The 16,126-nt window shown below is 67.7% G+C and carries 12 protein-coding genes and 1 tRNA gene; 12 read left to right on the top strand and 1 reads right to left on the bottom strand.

Going from position 1 to position 16,126, the window contains the following annotated elements; genetic code table 11:
- Positions 1-104 precede the first annotated feature (104 nt).
- The 3 genes from ettA to BUF17_RS02470 all read left to right on the top strand — a co-directional run bounded on the left by ettA (position 105) and on the right by BUF17_RS02470 (position 3,509).
- Positions 105-1,754 (top strand): energy-dependent translational throttle protein EttA, encoded by a 1,650-nt coding sequence (ettA, locus tag BUF17_RS02480; RefSeq protein ID WP_073625592.1) that lies wholly within the window; start codon positions 105-107, stop codon positions 1,752-1,754.
- 91 nt (positions 1,755-1,845) lie between these two features.
- A complete protein-coding gene (gene tam, locus BUF17_RS02475; protein WP_073626003.1) occupies positions 1,846-2,616 on the top strand; it encodes a trans-aconitate 2-methyltransferase in 771 nt (256 codons plus the stop codon).
- A gap of 257 nt (positions 2,617-2,873) precedes the next feature.
- Positions 2,874-3,509: an MOSC domain-containing protein gene (locus BUF17_RS02470; RefSeq protein ID WP_244530735.1), complete on the top strand. Its 636-nt coding sequence runs from the start codon at positions 2,874-2,876 to the stop codon at positions 3,507-3,509.
- Positions 3,510-3,542: 33 nt separating this feature from the next.
- Here BUF17_RS02470 and BUF17_RS02465 read toward each other — a convergent pair whose 3' ends face one another.
- Positions 3,543-4,121, bottom strand: coding sequence for an HdeD family acid-resistance protein (locus BUF17_RS02465; protein ID WP_073625591.1), 579 nt, complete (start codon positions 4,119-4,121; stop codon positions 3,543-3,545).
- A 353-nt stretch (positions 4,122-4,474) separates the two neighbouring features.
- On the opposite strand from BUF17_RS02465, the gene BUF17_RS02460 reads away from it, so the two are divergent.
- From BUF17_RS02460 to groL, 9 genes are all read left to right on the top strand, one after another.
- Positions 4,475-5,305 (top strand): MipA/OmpV family protein, encoded by an 831-nt coding sequence (locus BUF17_RS02460; RefSeq protein ID WP_073625590.1) that lies wholly within the window; start codon positions 4,475-4,477, stop codon positions 5,303-5,305.
- A gap of 178 nt (positions 5,306-5,483) precedes the next feature.
- A complete protein-coding gene (locus BUF17_RS02455) occupies positions 5,484-6,239 on the top strand; it encodes an SDR family NAD(P)-dependent oxidoreductase (protein WP_073625589.1) in 756 nt (251 codons plus the stop codon).
- A gap of 49 nt (positions 6,240-6,288) precedes the next feature.
- A complete protein-coding gene (gene guaD / locus BUF17_RS02450; protein ID WP_073625588.1) occupies positions 6,289-7,698 on the top strand; it encodes a guanine deaminase in 1,410 nt (469 codons plus the stop codon).
- Between the two features lie 59 nt (positions 7,699-7,757).
- Positions 7,758-8,453, top strand: a complete 696-nt coding sequence (locus BUF17_RS02445; RefSeq protein WP_073625587.1) for a TIGR00266 family protein — start codon at positions 7,758-7,760, stop codon at positions 8,451-8,453.
- A gap of 106 nt (positions 8,454-8,559) precedes the next feature.
- Positions 8,560-9,843: a metallophosphoesterase family protein gene (locus tag BUF17_RS02440; protein ID WP_073625586.1), complete on the top strand. Its 1,284-nt coding sequence runs from the start codon at positions 8,560-8,562 to the stop codon at positions 9,841-9,843.
- Complete coding sequence (locus BUF17_RS02435; RefSeq protein WP_073625585.1) at positions 9,843-13,361, top strand: ATP-binding protein; 3,519 nt, start codon at positions 9,843-9,845, stop codon at positions 13,359-13,361. The genes BUF17_RS02440 and BUF17_RS02435 overlap by 1 nt, the downstream gene beginning before the upstream one ends.
- A gap of 215 nt (positions 13,362-13,576) precedes the next feature.
- Positions 13,577-13,652: transfer RNA gene (locus tag BUF17_RS02430), tRNA-Lys, on the top strand.
- 338 nt (positions 13,653-13,990) lie between these two features.
- The gene (groES, locus tag BUF17_RS02425) at positions 13,991-14,305 is read left to right on the top strand and encodes a co-chaperone GroES (protein WP_073625584.1); all 315 of its coding nucleotides are present in this window, start codon (positions 13,991-13,993) and stop codon (positions 14,303-14,305) included.
- A gap of 119 nt (positions 14,306-14,424) precedes the next feature.
- Positions 14,425-16,065, top strand: a complete 1,641-nt coding sequence (gene groL, locus BUF17_RS02420) for a chaperonin GroEL (RefSeq protein ID WP_073625583.1) — start codon at positions 14,425-14,427, stop codon at positions 16,063-16,065.
- Positions 16,066-16,126 lie beyond the last annotated feature (61 nt).

Below are 16,126 nucleotides of genomic sequence, written 5' to 3'. Positions count from 1 at the left end.
CACCGGCGTTGCCGCAGGCCGCGCGATGGCTTAAGAGCCTGTTCCAAACTGCGGGTCCCGGCCCGCGGCCGTTCCCGAGAACAATCGTACAGTTCAGGACCGCAATGGCGCGCCAGTTCATCTATCACATGCACGGCCTCTCCAAGGCCTACGGTGCAAAGAAGGTGCTCGACAACGTGCACCTGTCCTTCTACCCGGACGCGAAGATCGGCGTGCTCGGCCCCAACGGCGCCGGCAAGTCGACCCTGCTGCGCATCATGGCCGGCACCGACAAGGAATATTCCGGCGAGGCCTGGGTGGCCGAGGGCGCGACGGTCGGCTACCTGCCGCAGGAGCCGCAGCTCGATAACACCAAGACCGTGCGCGAGAACGTCATGCTCGGCGTGGCCGCCAAGACCGCGATCCTCGAGCGCTACAACGAACTCGCGATGAACTACTCGGAGGAAACCGCCGACGAGATGGCGCGCCTCCAGGACGAGATCGACAGTCAGAACCTGTGGGATCTCGATTCCCAGGTCGATCAGGCCATGGATGCGCTGCGCTGCCCGCCGGGCGAGGCGGAGGTCGGCCCGCTCTCGGGCGGCGAGCGCCGCCGCGTGGCGCTGTGCAAGCTGCTGCTCGAACAGCCGGACCTGCTGCTGCTCGACGAACCGACCAACCATCTCGACGCCGAAAGCGTGCACTGGCTGGAAAACCACCTGCGCGAATATCCCGGCGCGATCCTGATCATCACCCACGATCGCTACTTCCTCGACAACGTCACGGGGTGGATTCTCGAAATCGACCGCGGCCGCGGCATCCCCTACGAGGGCAACTACTCGGTCTATCTGGAGAAGAAGGCCAAGCGGATGGAGCAGGAGGGCCGCGAGGAGGCCTCCCGCCAGCGTGCCATCAACCGCGAACGCGAGTGGATGCAGCAGAGCCCGAAGGCGCGCCAGACCAAGTCGAAGGCCCGTATCCAGGCCTATGACGAACTGGTCGCGCGCAACGAGGCCCGCGTGCCGGGACAGGCGCAGATCGTCATCCCGCCCGGCGAGCGCCTCGGCGACACGGTGCTGGAGGTCGATGGCCTGAACAAGGCCTATGGCGACCGCCTGCTGATCGAGAACCTGTCCTTCAAGCTGCCGCCCGGCGGCATCGTCGGCGTGATCGGCCCGAACGGCGCCGGCAAGTCGACGCTGTTCCGCATGATCACGGGCCAGGAGAAGCCGGATTCGGGATCGATCCGCCTCGGCGAGACGGTCCATCTCGGCTATGTCGACCAGTCGCGCGACACGCTCAATCCCAACAAGAACGTGTGGGAGGAGATCTCCGGCGGCGCCGAGGTCATCCAGCTCGGCAAGCGCGAGATCAATTCGCGCGCCTATGTCGGGGCGTTCAACTTCAAGGGCAGCGACCAGCAGCAGAAGGTGGGGGCGCTTTCGGGCGGCCAGCGCAATCGCGTGCACCTCGCCAAGATGCTGAAGTCCGGCGCCAACGTGCTGCTGCTCGACGAACCGACCAACGATCTCGACACCGAGACCCTGGCGGCCCTGGAAGATGCGCTGGAAGATTTCGCCGGCTGCGCCGTGGTCATCAGCCATGACCGCATGTTCCTCGACCGTCTCGCGACGCACATCCTCTCGTTCGAGGGCGACAGCCACGTCGAATGGTTCGAGGGCAACTTCCAGGACTATGAGGAAGACAAGAAGCGTCGCCTCGGGCCGGATGCCATCATCCCCCGGCGCATCAAGTACAAGCGCCTGACGCGCTGATCGCGGCATGACGCCGCCGCCCGGTGCGCTTCCGCGCCCGGGCGGTGCGTTCCTGCCGGGTGAGGCCACGCCGGAGCGCCGGGAGGTAGCCATGAAGGACTGGTCGGCGGGTCAATATCTGAAGTTCGAGGACGAGCGCACGCGGCCGTCCGCCGAGCTTCTCGCGCGCGTGCCCGTCGAGGCGCCGCGCGAGGTCGTCGACATCGGGTGCGGGCCGGGCAACTCGACGGAGCTGCTGGTCGCCCGCTATCCCGCCGCCCGCGTCACCGGGTTCGATATCTCGCCTGCCATGTTGGAAGCTGCCCGCAAGCGATTACCGGGCCACGATTTCTTTCAGGCCAGCGCCAGCGAATGGCAGCCCGGCCCGCAGACGGACGTCCTGTTCGCCAACGCGGTGTTTCAATGGCTCCCGGACCATCCCGCCGTGATGGCGCGCCTTTTCGAGGCGCTGCCGTCCGGGGCGGCGATCGCCGTGCAGATGCCGGACAACATTGCAGAACCGAGCCACGTGCTGATGAAGCAGACCGCCGAAGACGGGCCGTGGGCCTCGGTGCTCGCCTCCGTCAGCCAGCGCCGCCCGCTGCCGGAACCCGGCTTCTACTACGATCTGCTCCGCCCGCACGCGGCCGACATCGACATCTGGCACACGGCCTACAATCACGTGATGGACGACGCGGCGGCCATCGTCGAATGGGTCAAGGCAACCGGCCTGAAGCCGTTCGTCGACCCGCTCGACGACGACCTGCGCGCGGGCTTCCTCGAGGCCTACCGCGCGCGTATCGAGCGCGCCTATCCCGCGCGGGTGGATGGAAAGCGGCTGTTGCGGTTCCCGCGGCTGTTCATCGTGGCCCGCCGGGCCTGAAGCGCCGCCCGTCGATGCAAGGCGTCGTAAGCTCGACGTGAACGCACGTCGGATCACGCGCCACGCTCCGTTCAGCGCGGCCCGGTTCGGCGAGAGCGCTTTCCGATCTGATGGAATCATCAGATCGAGAAGAAATCGCTCCAGAGTCAAAAGCTTGAGCATATCTTTATCGTTCAGATCGATCCGATCTGAACGGGATATGCTCTAGGACGGAAAGTCCGGCGTCCCCTTTGTCACACCCGATGTCGGAGACCGTGATGTCCGATCAACCCATGCTGCCGATCGAAGCGGGCACCGCGCCGGAGCCGGATATCGTCGTCGTTCCGGGCCGGCGGCTTCGCGCGCGGCTCGTCGCCACGTTCGCGACCGCGGAACCCGGCGATTTCCGCACCGTGGCGGCCGAACGGCTCGATCTCATTCACGGCGGCATCGCGGGCGACCGGCATCACGGGTTCACCCGCCACTCCGGCGGGCGCGAGCCGTGGTTTCCGCGCGGCACCGAGATCGCCAACGACCGGCAGCTTTCGATTCTGTCCCTTGAGGATCTCGCCGAGATCGCAACGCGCCTCGATGTCCCCGAAGTCCGGCCGGAATGGATCGGCGCCAATCTCGTCGTCGAAGGCATCGCCCGGTTCTCGTTCCTGCCGAAGGGAACGCGGCTGTTCTTCGAGGATGGGGCTGTGGTGGCGCTCGCCGGGCAGAATGCCCCCTGCAAGATTGCGGGGCGTGCCATCGCGGCCGAGGTGCCGGACCGGCCGGATCTGGAACTCGGTTTCCCGAAGGCCGCGAAGCGCCTTCGGGGTGTCATCGGCTGGGTGGAGCGGCCGGGGCCCGTGTTCCCCGGCCAGGCGGTCTCCGTGCATGTGCCGGAGCAGTGGATCTATCCGGCCTGAGCCACCGCCCGCGGCGGCCGGACGCGTGTGTCGTCAGCGCTTGCGGATGGCGAGGCCGAAGAAGATCCACGTGAAGCCCTGCGACAGAAGGTCGACGGCGAGCACGAGGCCGATCAGCCAGTCGGTGTTCTGCGGCCACTGCGCGGTGATGAGCAGGCCGAACAGCGTGGTGACGATGCCGCCGGCGAGCACCCACAGCCAGCCGGCCGCGCCCTTGGCGTCGAGCGCCGCGATGATGCGGAAGCCGCCGACGATGATGACGGTGATGCCGAACATCAGCGTGAACACGTCGGCCGCGACCATCGGGCGGGCGAGGGCGATGATGCCGGCGATGGCATAGATCAGGCCGCTCGCGAACCAGTAGAGCACCTTGCCCCAGCCGCGCGCGCCGAAGGACTGGGCGATCTGCACCGCGCCGCCGATCAGCAGCATGATGCCGGTCATGAACACCACCGCGACGGTGGCGGCGAGCAGGTTGCCGAGGGCGATGACGCCGAACAGCACCATCAGCGCGCCGGCGGCGACGAACCAGCCCCATTTTGCGCGCAACGCCTCAAGCTTTCTGCGGAAGGCGTTCTGGTCGCCGAACAGCGACGGACCGCCCAGCGGCATTCTCGGGCCTCCGGCTCCGCTGCCCTGGTTGCGGTCGCCGGAAGGCGGAAATGAAGTCGGCATCGGATCGTTCCTTGCGAGCGTATCAAGGGGCGTCCGGTCGCTGCGCCGGTTCCCCAACCCCTGCGCATCATGCAGCGTATTCAAGCCTTAACATCCAACGGCTTCATTGGCATCGGGCAATCCATCCTGCCGGGTGGCGGCGGATTGTCCGATGGTTCGCGATGGACGCTCGGCCGGATATGGCGACAGGGATTGCATCTTGTTCACTCTTGCCGGCTAAAGTGCCCGTTCGAAGAGCGTTGCTGTCCCCGCCGGAAGAGCTCGATTCCGTCGGGTGGAGGAAAATCGAGATGCCCTTGAAGCCCTGCGCCGTCCGCTCCCTGTCGTTTGCCGCGTGTGCGGCGGCCCTGCTGCCGACGGCAGCCCCGGCCCAGGAAGTCGTGGCGGTGGACAAGGCCAAGGACTGGGTCGTCACCATCACCGGGAACGGGGCCTGGGGCTCGTCCTACTGGGGCGCGAAGAGCAAGGACTGGACCGGCTTCCCGTCGATCGCTCTCCGCCAGGCCGACCAGCCGGCCGAGTTCGAGGCGCCCGACGACGGTTTCAGCTTCGCTCTCTTCGGCAATCCCGGCCTCAAGGTCGGCGTCGTCGGCCGCTACATGGCCGGCCGCTACAACAGCGAGGACGACCTTCAGGGCACCGCCAGCATTCCCTGGGGCCTCAATGTCGGTGGCTTCGTCGAATACTGGCCGATGCCGATGATCCGCACCCGGTTCGACGTGCTGCACGGGGTGAAGGGCAACTACGGCTGGTCGAGCAACATCGAGGCCGATTATGTGCAGCCGTGGAACAAGTTCACGTTCTCCCTCGGCCCGCGCCTCGTCCTCGGTGACGACACCACCACGGACACCTATTTCGGCGTCAACGAGAGGGCGGCTTTCGTCAACCCGAAGCTGACCGCCTACGACCCGAGCGGCGGCATCACCTCGGTCGGCGCGCTCGCCGCGGTGAACTACGAGTTCGACGACAACTGGTCGACGGCCGGTTATGTCCGCTACGACCGGCTGGTCGGGTCCGCCGCCGACAGCCCGATCGTGAAGAACATCGGGTCGCCGAACCAGGTCGTCGTCGGCATGTCGGTCAGCTACACCTTCGGCCTCGACCTGCATCGCGCCAACTGAGCCGCTGCTTTCCGGCTCGGGAGCGGCAGGCGTGCGTTCCCGCGCGCATGGGCGCTCGACATCCACCGACAACCTGTTCAATGGGCGCTCACTTCAATAGTTTGAGCGCGCACGAACCGATCATCGCGTTCCCTTCGCGTGCGGTTCGGACAGGCTCGAACGGATGGAGTAGCAGCTCATGGCCGGAACAGTTCTCATCACCGGTGCCACCGCAGGCTTCGGCGCGGCAACGGCGCGGAAATTCCGGGCGGCCGGCTGGAAGGCCATCGTCACCGGACGGCGGGCCGACCGGCTTGCGACCCTCGTGGAGGAACTCGGCGGGTCGGAGCACGTCCACGCCGCTGCCTTCGACATCCAGGACGAGGCGGCGATCGATGCCGCGATCGATTCGCTGCCCGAGGGCTTCAGGGGCGTCGATCTCCTGATCAACAATGCCGGGCTCGCGCTCGGCACCGCGCCGGCGCAGAAGAGCGACCTCGGTCAGTGGCGCACGATGATCGCGACCAATGTCACCGGGCTGGTGACGATCACCCACCGCCTGCTGCCGACGCTGATCGAGCGCAAGGGCGCCATCATCAACCTCAGTTCGGTCGCGGCGACCTATCCCTATGCCGGCGGCAATGTCTACGGCGGTACAAAGGCTTTCGTCCGCCAGTTCTCGCTCGGCCTCAGGTCCGATCTCGCGGGAACCGGCGTCCGCGTCACCTCGATCGAACCCGGCCTGTGCGAGAGCGAGTTCACGCTGGTGCGCACCGGCGGCGACCAGGCGGCCTATGACGCGCTCTATGGCGGCGCCAACGCCATCCAGCCGGTGGATATCGCCGAGACGCTGCTCTGGGTCGCCTCGCTTCCGCCGCACATGAACATCAATGCCATCGAGATGATGCCGGTGAGCCAGTCGTTCGCCGGTTTTCAGATCGCGCGCACGAAATAGCGCTGGGCTGACGGCGCCGGGACGGAGCGGCAGCGGGGGGACGCATCCAATGACGAATGCAGCGGATACCGCTGCCGGCGAACCGCCCCTGCTGGCGGTCGCGGGCACCGTGATCCACACGCCCGAGCGCGGCGTGATCGAGATCCTCGAGGATGCCGTAGTGACGGTCGGCGAGGACGGCCGGATCGAACGGGTGATCGAGTCCGACGATCCAGCCCAGGAGGCGACGATCGAGGCGGCAGCCGCCGGGGGGCGGCTGACCCTGCTGCGCGCCGGGCAATATCTGCTGCCGGGGCTGGTGGATCTTCACGTTCATGCCCCTCAGTGGCCCCAGATCGGCAAGGCGCTGCACCTGCCGCTCGAGCAGTGGCTGGCGAACTGCACGTTTCCGCTCGAGGCACGCTATGCCGACCTCGAGTTCGCCGCGCGCTCCTACAGCGGGCTGGTGGACGCGCTGCTGGCCAACGGCACCACCACGGCGCTCTATTTCGGCAGCGTTCACCTCGGAGCGACCAAGCTTCTCGCCGATCTCTGCCATGCCAAGGGCCAGCGCGCGCTGGTCGGCAAGGTGGTGATGGACGATCCGACGCTCTGTCCGGACTATTACCGCGATGCCTCTGCGACCATCGCCGTTGCCGAGACGGAGATGTTCATCGAGCACGTCCAGCGGCTGGCCGGGCCGGAGGGCCGGGTGCGCCCGGTGATCACGCCGCGCTTCATCCCCGCCTGCACCAATGACGCTCTGGAGGAACTGGGCCGCCTCGCGCGGCAGACCGGCCTGCACGTTCAGACCCATTGTTCGGAAAGCGACTGGGAGCACGACTTCGTGCGACATCGCCTCGGCGCCACCGACACCCGCAGCCTTGAGGCGTTCGGCCTTCTGGGGCGGCGGACGATCCTCGCGCACTCGAACTTCATCTGCGACGACGACATGGACGCCATCGGCGGCTGCGGCGCAGGCATCGGTCACTGCCCGCTCTCGAACGCCTATTTCTCCAACGCTGTCTTCCCGTTGGCGCAGGCACTTGAGAAGAAACTTCATGTCGGCCTTGGCACCGACATCTCCGGCGGACCCGACGCCTCGATCTTCTCGGCCTGCCGCCATGCGATCGCGGCGTCGCGGATGCTGGCGGACGGCGTCGATGCGAGGATCGCGCCGGACAAGCGCGGCCGGCCGGGCGCCGCGATCGATTTCGCCGAGGCGTTCTGGCTCGCCACGGCCGGTGGCGGTATCGCGCTCGATCTGCCGATCGGCGTGATCGCGCCGGGGTTCGCGTTCGATGCCATGGTGATCGACACCACCGTGCCCGATGCGGACCTGACGCTCTGGCCCGACCTGGACGAACCGGAGGACGTGCTCCAGCGCATCGTCTACGGTGCCGCGCGGGCGAATGTCCGCCGGGTCTGGGTGGACGGTGCCACGGTCGTGGATAAGGATGCAGGGCTCGACTGGACCTGACCCCGGGGGGCAGGCTTCGCGCCGGAAATGCCGGATCGGACACGAGGGAGGGGAATCCCATGCGGACCAAGACGATCGGAACGACGCTGCCGGTTCTGGAACTGACGCTCGATCCCGGCGAGCGCATCATCGCCGAACCCGACAGGCTCTCCTGGATGGCGGGCGACATTTCGCTCAACACCACCACGGCGACCGGCGGAGCGAGCGGTCTGTTCGGGGCCCTCGGCCGCGCCCTCGGCGGCGGCGGGCTGTTCATGACCGAGTTCTCGGCCGGCCGTTCCCCGGCGATGGTGGCGTTCGCGGCAAAGATTCCCGGCGAGATCCGGCAGGTGCCCGTCGAATCCGGCCAGCCGCTCTACGTGCATCGCAGCGGCTTCCTGTGCGGCACCGATGGGCTCGGCGTCGGCATCGGCTTCCAGCAGTCGCTCGGTGCCGGCCTGTTCGGCGGCAACGGCTTCGTGCTGCAGAAGATCGAGGGCCAGGGCACGGCCTGGATCGAACTCGGCGGCGAGGTCGCGGTCTACGACCTGGAACCCGGCCAGTCCATGCTGGTCCATCCCGGCCATGTCGGGCTGTTCGCGGATGGCGTCGGCTTCGAGATCGAGATGATGCGCGGCATCCGCAACATCATGTTCGGCGGCGACGGGCTGTTCCTCGCGCGGCTGACGGGGCCGGGTACGGTCTGGCTGCAATCCATGACACTGCCGAACCTCGCCCACGCGCTGACGCCCTATCTGCCGGTCAATTCGCGCTGAGGCCATCGGCGACGGGTTCCAGCGATAAGCGGGCGCCTTTCTTGAAGGTGCCTGCGAACGGCTTTACCTCTGCGAGCGCAACGTTCGGGAACTTCCGGAGGCGGAGATCGCGGCCTATCGCTTCATCCATGCGGCGGACATCCACCTCGATTCCCCGCTCAAGTCGCTGTCGCTGCGCGATCCCGCGCTGGCCGATCTCGTCGGCAACGCGACGCGGCGCGCCTTCGTGCGTGTCGTGGACCTTTGCCTCGCTGAGGAGGTCGATGCGCTGATCCTTGCCGGCGATCTCTACGACGGCACGCAGACATCGATGAAGACGGCCCGCTTTCTCGCCGAGCAGGTGAGGCGGCTGCACGAGGCCGGCATCGCCACGTTCGTGATCCGCGGCAACCACGATGCGATGTCTCAGATCACGCGGGAACTGGTGTTTCCGGAGTCGGTGACGGTGTTCGGCGGCCGGGCGGGCGCGATCGAGATCGACCGGCCGGCGGGAACCTTTCCGGTCACGATCCACGGCCTGAGCTTCCGCGACAGGCATGCGCCGGAAAGCCTGCTCGACAAGTACCGGCCGCCCGTGGCGGGCGCGGTCAATATCGGCCTTCTCCACACCAGCCTCGCCGGCGCGCCAGGGCACGACAACTACGCGCCGTGCAGCGTGGCGGACCTGCAGGCGGCCGGCTTCGATTACTGGGCTCTCGGCCACATCCACAAGCGGTCCGTTGTCGAAGGCCAGCGCGCCGTGGTGATGCCGGGAATGCCGCAGGGCCGCGACATCAACGAGGCCGGCCCGAAATCGGTCTCGCTCGTCACCGTCGCCGATGATCGCACGATCACCATTGAGGAGCGCGTCACCAGTGTCGCGCAGTTCGAGCGGGTGCCGTTCGACGTGAGCGGGATCGAGGACTGGGCCGAACTGGTCCGCGCCGGCGAAGCCGCGCTGGCGGAAGCGCGGCACGGACTTGCCTCGGACCATCTGGTGGCCCGCCTGAAGCTCACCGGAGCGACGCCGCTGTCCTGGCGCCTGCGTCGCGACATCGACCTGCTGAAGACGGATCTCGACGAGCGGGCGGCCGCGATAGGGGCCTGCTGGGTGGAGAGCGTAGAGATCGAAACCCGACCGGACGGAGCGGCGACCGCGACGGCGGGGCCGGAAGCCCCGCTGATCGAACTGCGGCGCCTGATCGCCGAGGAGGTAGCGGGTTCGGCCGCCTTCCGTATGGAGGCGTCGCGGATCGTGAACGATCTCGCCGCTCGCCTGCCGCCGGAGAGCCGCCGGCTTTTCGGCACGGACGAGGCGGCGTTCGAGGCGGCGGTCGCAGCCTTGATCGACGAGGGCACCGAAGATGCGCTCGCCCGGCTCCACGCCGGCGCCGACGACGGAGAGGCGTGATGCGCATCAGACGCCTCGATCTCGCCCGCTACGGCAAGTTTACCGACCGCAGCATCGCCTTCGGCGAGCAGTTGGGGGACGGGCCGGATCTCCATATCGTCTACGGGCCGAACGAAGCGGGAAAGTCGACCGCGTTCTCCGCGTTGCTCGATCTGCTCTACGGCATCGAATTCCGCAGCCGGTTCAACTTCCTGCATCCCTACTCGACCATGCGCGTCGGTGGCGTGCTCGAACTTGGTTCGGGCACGTTCGAGCTCGCGCGCGTTCGCGGCCGGCAGAACACCCTGCTCGATGCCCACGACCGTCCGGTCTCGGAGGCGATCCTTCAGGCGGAACTCGGCGCGATCGACCGCGACGCCTACCGCACCATGTTCTCGCTCGACGACGAGACGCTGGAGAAGGGGGGCGAGAGCATCCTCGGCAGCAAGGGCGACCTCGGTCAGTTGCTGTTTTCGGCCAGCGCCGGCCTTGCCGACCTCAGCCGGCGCCTTGCAGATCTCGACGCAGAGGCCGACCGCTTTCATCGGGCGAATGCCCGCAGCGGCGAACTCGCGGACCTCAAGGCGCGGCTTGCAACTCTGAAGCAGGAGCGCGACAGCCTCGACATCCTCGCGACCGAATATCGTCGGCTGGTGGCGGAGCGCGACGACGCGCGGCTGCATTACGAGACGGCTCTCGGCGAGCGCGCGCGGACGAGCGTGCGCATCGACGAGATCCGCCGCCTTCTCGCCGCGCTGCCGCGGCTCGCGTCGTTGAAGACGGTGCGTGGGGAGCTTGCCGGGCTGGACGACCTGCCGGACGCGCCGGCCGGCTGGCTGCGTGAACTGCCGCGGCTCCGCGAGGAACTCGCCCGGCATTCCGCGCGCCTGGAGGCGATCGACGGGACCATCGCGAACCTGCGGGGGGAACTCGACGGCCTCGAACACGACGATGCCGCCCTAAACGTCGCCGCACAGGCCACGGCCCTCGCCGAGCTGCGCGCGCGCCACATGACGGCGGATCGCGACCTGCCCGAGCGCCGGCTTAGCCTGCGCGAGGTCGACGGCACCATATCCGGAATCCTCGACCGGATCGGGCGGGGCGGGGAGGGAAATCCGGGCCGCCTCGTGCTCGGGGCGCCCGCGTTGGGCACGCTGCGAACGCTGATCGAGGCACGGTCCGGCATCGATGCGCGATCGCGGGCGGCGGAAGCCGAGCTGTCGCGCGCGGAGCGCGATCTGGCCGAGGCGGAAGCGCGGTTCCGCGACGCGGCGGGCGACGACACGGTCGCGGCGAGAGACGGCAGTGCCCGCGACGCCGCGCTGCGGGCGACCGTGACCGCTCTGCGCGCCGACGATCACGCCGCGCGCCGCCGCCTTGCGGAGCGGGCGAGGGCGAACCGGCAGGCGGCACTGGACGACGCTCTAAGGGCGCTGAAGCCGTGGCACGGCGAGCCGGACGCGCTGATCAACATGGTCGTGCCGGAGGCCGGTGAGATCGATGGCTGGCGGACCGGCATCCAGGATGCGCAGCGCGAGGTGGCCCGCCGCGAGGAGGAACTGGACCGCCTCCGCGCCGAGGCGGCGAGGCTGAGGGCGGAAATCGACGTCATCGCACGGTCGGCCGGGCTCGTCGGTGCCGACGAAGCCCACCGTGTTCGCGTCGCCCGCGACGAGGCATGGACAGCCCATCGCGCCGCGCTCGATGCCGTGACGGCCGATGCGTTCGCGGATGCAATGGGACACGACGACCGGATTGCCGCCGCACGGCTGTCCCACGCCTCGGAACTGGCGCAGCAGCGGCAGGCGGAGCGTGCGCTCGCGCTGGCCGAGGTCGATATCGGCCGGACAGAGGGGCTGGCCGCGAAGGCGCGTGCGTCCCTTGCGGCCTGGCAGGATCGGATGACACAGGCGATCCGTGCTTTCGCGCCCGGGCTTTCCGCCGACATGGCTCCGGCCGTGCTGGAAGCCTGGCTGGCGCGCCGGGACAAGGCGCTGGAAGGCCTGGCCGCACTGCGTGAGGCCGAGCGCGATCTGGCGGAGGCCCAGGCCGATGGCGAGGCCGCCCGTGGGCGGCTCGCCGGTGCGCTCGCCGCGTCGGGCGTGGCCCACGACCCGGTGCAGGATTTCGAAGCCATGATGGCGGTCGCAGAGGCCGCGCTCGACAGGCAGACCGAACTGGCTGCGCTGCGCGAGGCCATCGCGCAGGGGCGACGCAAGGTCGAGGAGCGGACGCGGGACCTGGAAGAGGCGCGAATCGCCGGGCGGGACTGGCAGCGAGCCTGGGACGAGGCCTGCGCCGCCACGTGGCTCGGCGAGGGCGGGACCGTGCCGGCGGTCGGTATCGTCCGCGAAATCCTCGTGGCGGTGGGCGATCTTGGTCCGGCGCTCGCCAAGCGGACGAATCTTGCCGACCGTATCGAGAAGATGGAGCGCGACCAGGCCGATTTCGCCGCGGAGGTGGACAGGCTCGCGGGCATGCTCGATCTCTCGGCGCCGGGAGGCGTTCTCGACCGGTCGGCCGCAATCGAGGAGCGCGTAAAGACCGCCGAGGATGTCCGCGTCAGGCGTCGGGAACTCGGTCGAAAGCTGGAGGAGGCCGTCGACACCGGCCGGGAGATCGCCGCCGCGCTTTCCGGCCATAAGGCCCGCAGCGACGAAATCACCGCGTTCCTCGGCGTCGAGACGCTGAACGAAGCCGAGACCGTGCTGCGGGCCATCGAGCGGCGGACGGAGCTGCGCCGGCAGCAGGACGACATCGTCCGCGACATCCTCGATGCGACGAACCTGCCGACGCTGGAGGAGGCCGAGGCCGTGCTGGGCGATGTGGAGCGCAGAGCGCTCGAAGCCGAGCGTGCGGAACTGGATGCGCGCTTCGAAGGCGAGGACGGCCGCGTGCGGGAGCTGTTCTCCGCGCACAGCAAGGCCGAAGATCGCCTGAATGCCATCGGCGGCGACGACGCGGTCGCGCGGATCGAGGAACGCCGCCAGACCACGCTTCTGGAGATCGAGGACGGCGCGCATAGATATCTGAGGCTGCGGATCGGGGCCGCCGCCGCTGGCCATGCGCTTCGCCTCTATCGTGACCGTCACCGCAGCGCGATGATGGCCCGCGCCTCGGAAGCATTCCGTACCATCAGTCGCGGCGCCTATCGCGGGCTGGCCGCCCAGCCGGGCAAGGACGGCGAAATTCTGGTCGCCATCGCCGCGGACGGTGCCTCGAAGCTCGCCGACGAACTCTCCAAGGGAACGCGCTTCCAGCTCTATCTGGCGCTGCGCGTTGCCGGCTACCACGAGTTCGCCGAGACGCGCCGCCCGGTGCCGTTCGTGGCAGACGACATCATGGAGACCTTCGACGATTTCCGCGCCGAGGAGGCGTTCCGGCTGTTCGCCGACATGGCCGGGGTGGGGCAGGTGATCTATCTCACCCACCATCGCCATCTCTGCGACATCGCGCGGCGCGTCTGTCCGCAGGTGCGGATCCACGATCTCGATGCCGGCACGGAAAATCCGGCCGTCCTGCTGGCCGAAGGGCGGTAAGTCCCTGCCCGTACGGGCGTTTCCGAAGACCTTTCATCGCAGTGCGTCGCAGGTCCGAAACCCCTGCGCCGGTCTGCCCCGGCACGGCCGTCCCGGGTGCGGCGTCGGGGATTCATCCACAGGCCCGTTCCGAAAAATCGAAAATAGCGTGTTGCGTCGGCGATCCGATCCCCGTATATGACCGCTCACGACGACGCCAACGGCGCCGGACGGACGGGTGTATAGCTCAGTTGGTAGAGCAGCTGACTCTTAATCAGCGGGTCCAAGGTTCGAGCCCTTGTACACCCACCACTTCCTTCGCTGATCGCGACCTTCCCTCACAATTCGATCGACCCCGCGCAAATCGCTGATGCGCGGCTTGGCGCGCCGGACCGGGCGATGGTTTCGCCGTAAGGCACTGTCTGATCGTGTGTTTAATCCTGCCGGTGACGCCGCTTCGCGGCTCTGCGGATGGCCGACGGAGCGGATGCTGGCACTCTCCTCGCACGAGTGCCAAAATTTTTTCGTCCCCCTCTTGATCGGCCCGGTGAATTCCCCCAAATCGACGTCGCACCGGGTCGGCACGCCTCATGAGGGTCCGCCCGGATTGGAAGAAATGGGTCATCCTAGCCTTGCATGGAGGAATAACCATGACGTTCCGGCCGCTGCACGATCGCATCGTCGTCCGTCGCATTGACGCTGAAGAGAAGACCAAGGGCGGGATCATTATTCCCGACACCGCCAAGGAAAAGCCCCAGGAGGGCGAGGTCGTCGCCGTCGGTCCCGGCGCGCGCAACGACAAGGGCGAACTGATCGCGCTCGACGTGAAGCCCGGCGACCGGGTTCTGTTCGGCAAGTGGTCCGGCACCGAGGTGAAGATCGACGGCCAGGATCTCCTCATCATGAAGGAGAGCGACATCCTCGGCGTGATCGAGGCCACCGTTACCGCCCAGAAGGCGGCCTGACGAGGCCCGACCGGACCTTTCGTTTCCAAGGCTGAAATCCGGATCCGCCTCGACGTGACGCCCGGGACAAGTCCCGCGGCCCGAGGCCTGGGTCCAAGAGATATCTGGAGAGAAATCCAATGGCTGCCAAAGAGGTTAAGTTCTCGGTCGACGCGCGCGACAAGATGCTGCGCGGCGTCGACATCCTCGCCAACGCGGTGAAGGTCACGCTCGGCCCGAAGGGGCGCAATGTCGTGATCGAAAAGTCCTTCGGCGCCCCGCGCATCACCAAGGACGGCGTGAGCGTCGCCAAGGAAATCGAGCTTGAGGACAAGTTCGAGAATCTCGGCGCCCAGCTCGTCCGCGAAGTCGCCTCCAAGACCAACGACCTCGCCGGTGACGGCACCACCACCGCCACCGTGCTCGCCCAGGCGATCGTTCGCGAGGGCGCCAAGGCGGTTGCCGCCGGCATGAACCCGATGGACCTGAAGCGCGGCGTCGACCTCGCCGTCGAGGCGCTGGTCGCGGACCTGAAGTCCAAGGCCCGCAAGGTTACGACCAACGAGGAAATCGAGCAGGTCGGCACCATCTCGGCCAACGGCGACAGCGAAGTCGGCCGTTTCCTGGCCGAGGCCGTGAAGAAGGTCGGCAACGAGGGCGTCATCACCGTCGAGGAAGCCAAGTCGCTCGAGACCGAGCTTGAGGTCGTCGAGGGCATGCAGTTCGACCGCGGCTACCTCTCGCCCTATTTCGTGACCGACGCCGAGAAGATGCGCGTCGAGCTCGAAGACCCCTACATCCTCATCCACGAGAAGAAGCTCTCCTCGCTCCAGGCGCTGCTGCCGGTGCTCGAGGCCGTCGTTCAGTCGGCCCGCCCGCTGGTGATCATCGCCGAGGACGTCGAGGGTGAGGCTCTCGCCACGCTCGTCGTCAACAAGCTGCGCGGCGGCCTGAAGATCGCGGCCGTGAAGGCTCCGGGCTTCGGCGATCGCCGCAAGGCGATGCTCGAGGACATCGCGATCCTCACCGGCGGCACCGTGATCTCCGAAGATCTCGGCATCAAGCTTGAGAACGTGACGCTCGACCTGCTCGGCCGCGCCAAGAAGGTGTCGATCAGCAAGGAAGACACCACGATCGTCGACGGCGTCGGCGCCCGTTCCGACATCGAGGCCCGCGTGGCACAGATCAAGGCGCAGATCGAGGAGACCACCTCGGACTACGACCGCGAGAAGCTGCAGGAGCGTCTGGCGAAGCTCGCCGGCGGCGTCGCGGTGATCCGCGTCGGCGGCGCGACCGAGGTCGAGGTGAAGGAGAAGAAGGACCGCGTTGACGACGCGCTCCATGCGACCCGCGCCGCGGTCGAGGAAGGCATCCTGCCGGGTGGCGGTCTCGCCCTCCTGCGCGCCCTGAAGGCGCTCGACAGCGTGAAGCCCGCCAACGACGACCAGAAGACCGGCGTCGAGATCGTCCGCCGCGCCGTGCAGGCGCCGGCTCGCCAGATCGCCCAGAACGCGGGCGCCGATGGCTCGATCATCGTCGGCAAGCTGCTGGAGAGCGATGAGCTGGCCTATGGCTGGAACGCCCAGACCGGCGAGTTCGGCGATCTCTTCAAGATCGGCGTCATCGATCCGGCGAAGGTGGTGCGTACCGCGCTGCAGAACGCCGCATCGGTCTCCTCGCTGCTGCTGACCACCGAGGCCCTGATCGCCGAGAAGCCGAAGAAGGACGCTCCGGCGCTTCCGGCTGGCGGTATGGGCGGCATGGGCGGCATGGACTTCTGAGGACGTCCATCCGGCCGGACTTCGAGAGGCCATGGCCGGAACGCACCGGCCATGGCGTTCG

This window comes from Pseudoxanthobacter soli DSM 19599, assembly GCF_900148505.1.
GTDB classification, from domain to species: domain Bacteria; phylum Pseudomonadota; class Alphaproteobacteria; order Rhizobiales; family Segnochrobactraceae; genus Pseudoxanthobacter; species Pseudoxanthobacter soli.
Note: the sequence above shows the minus strand (reverse complement) of the source record. Positions and strands in the feature narration are given on the sequence as shown.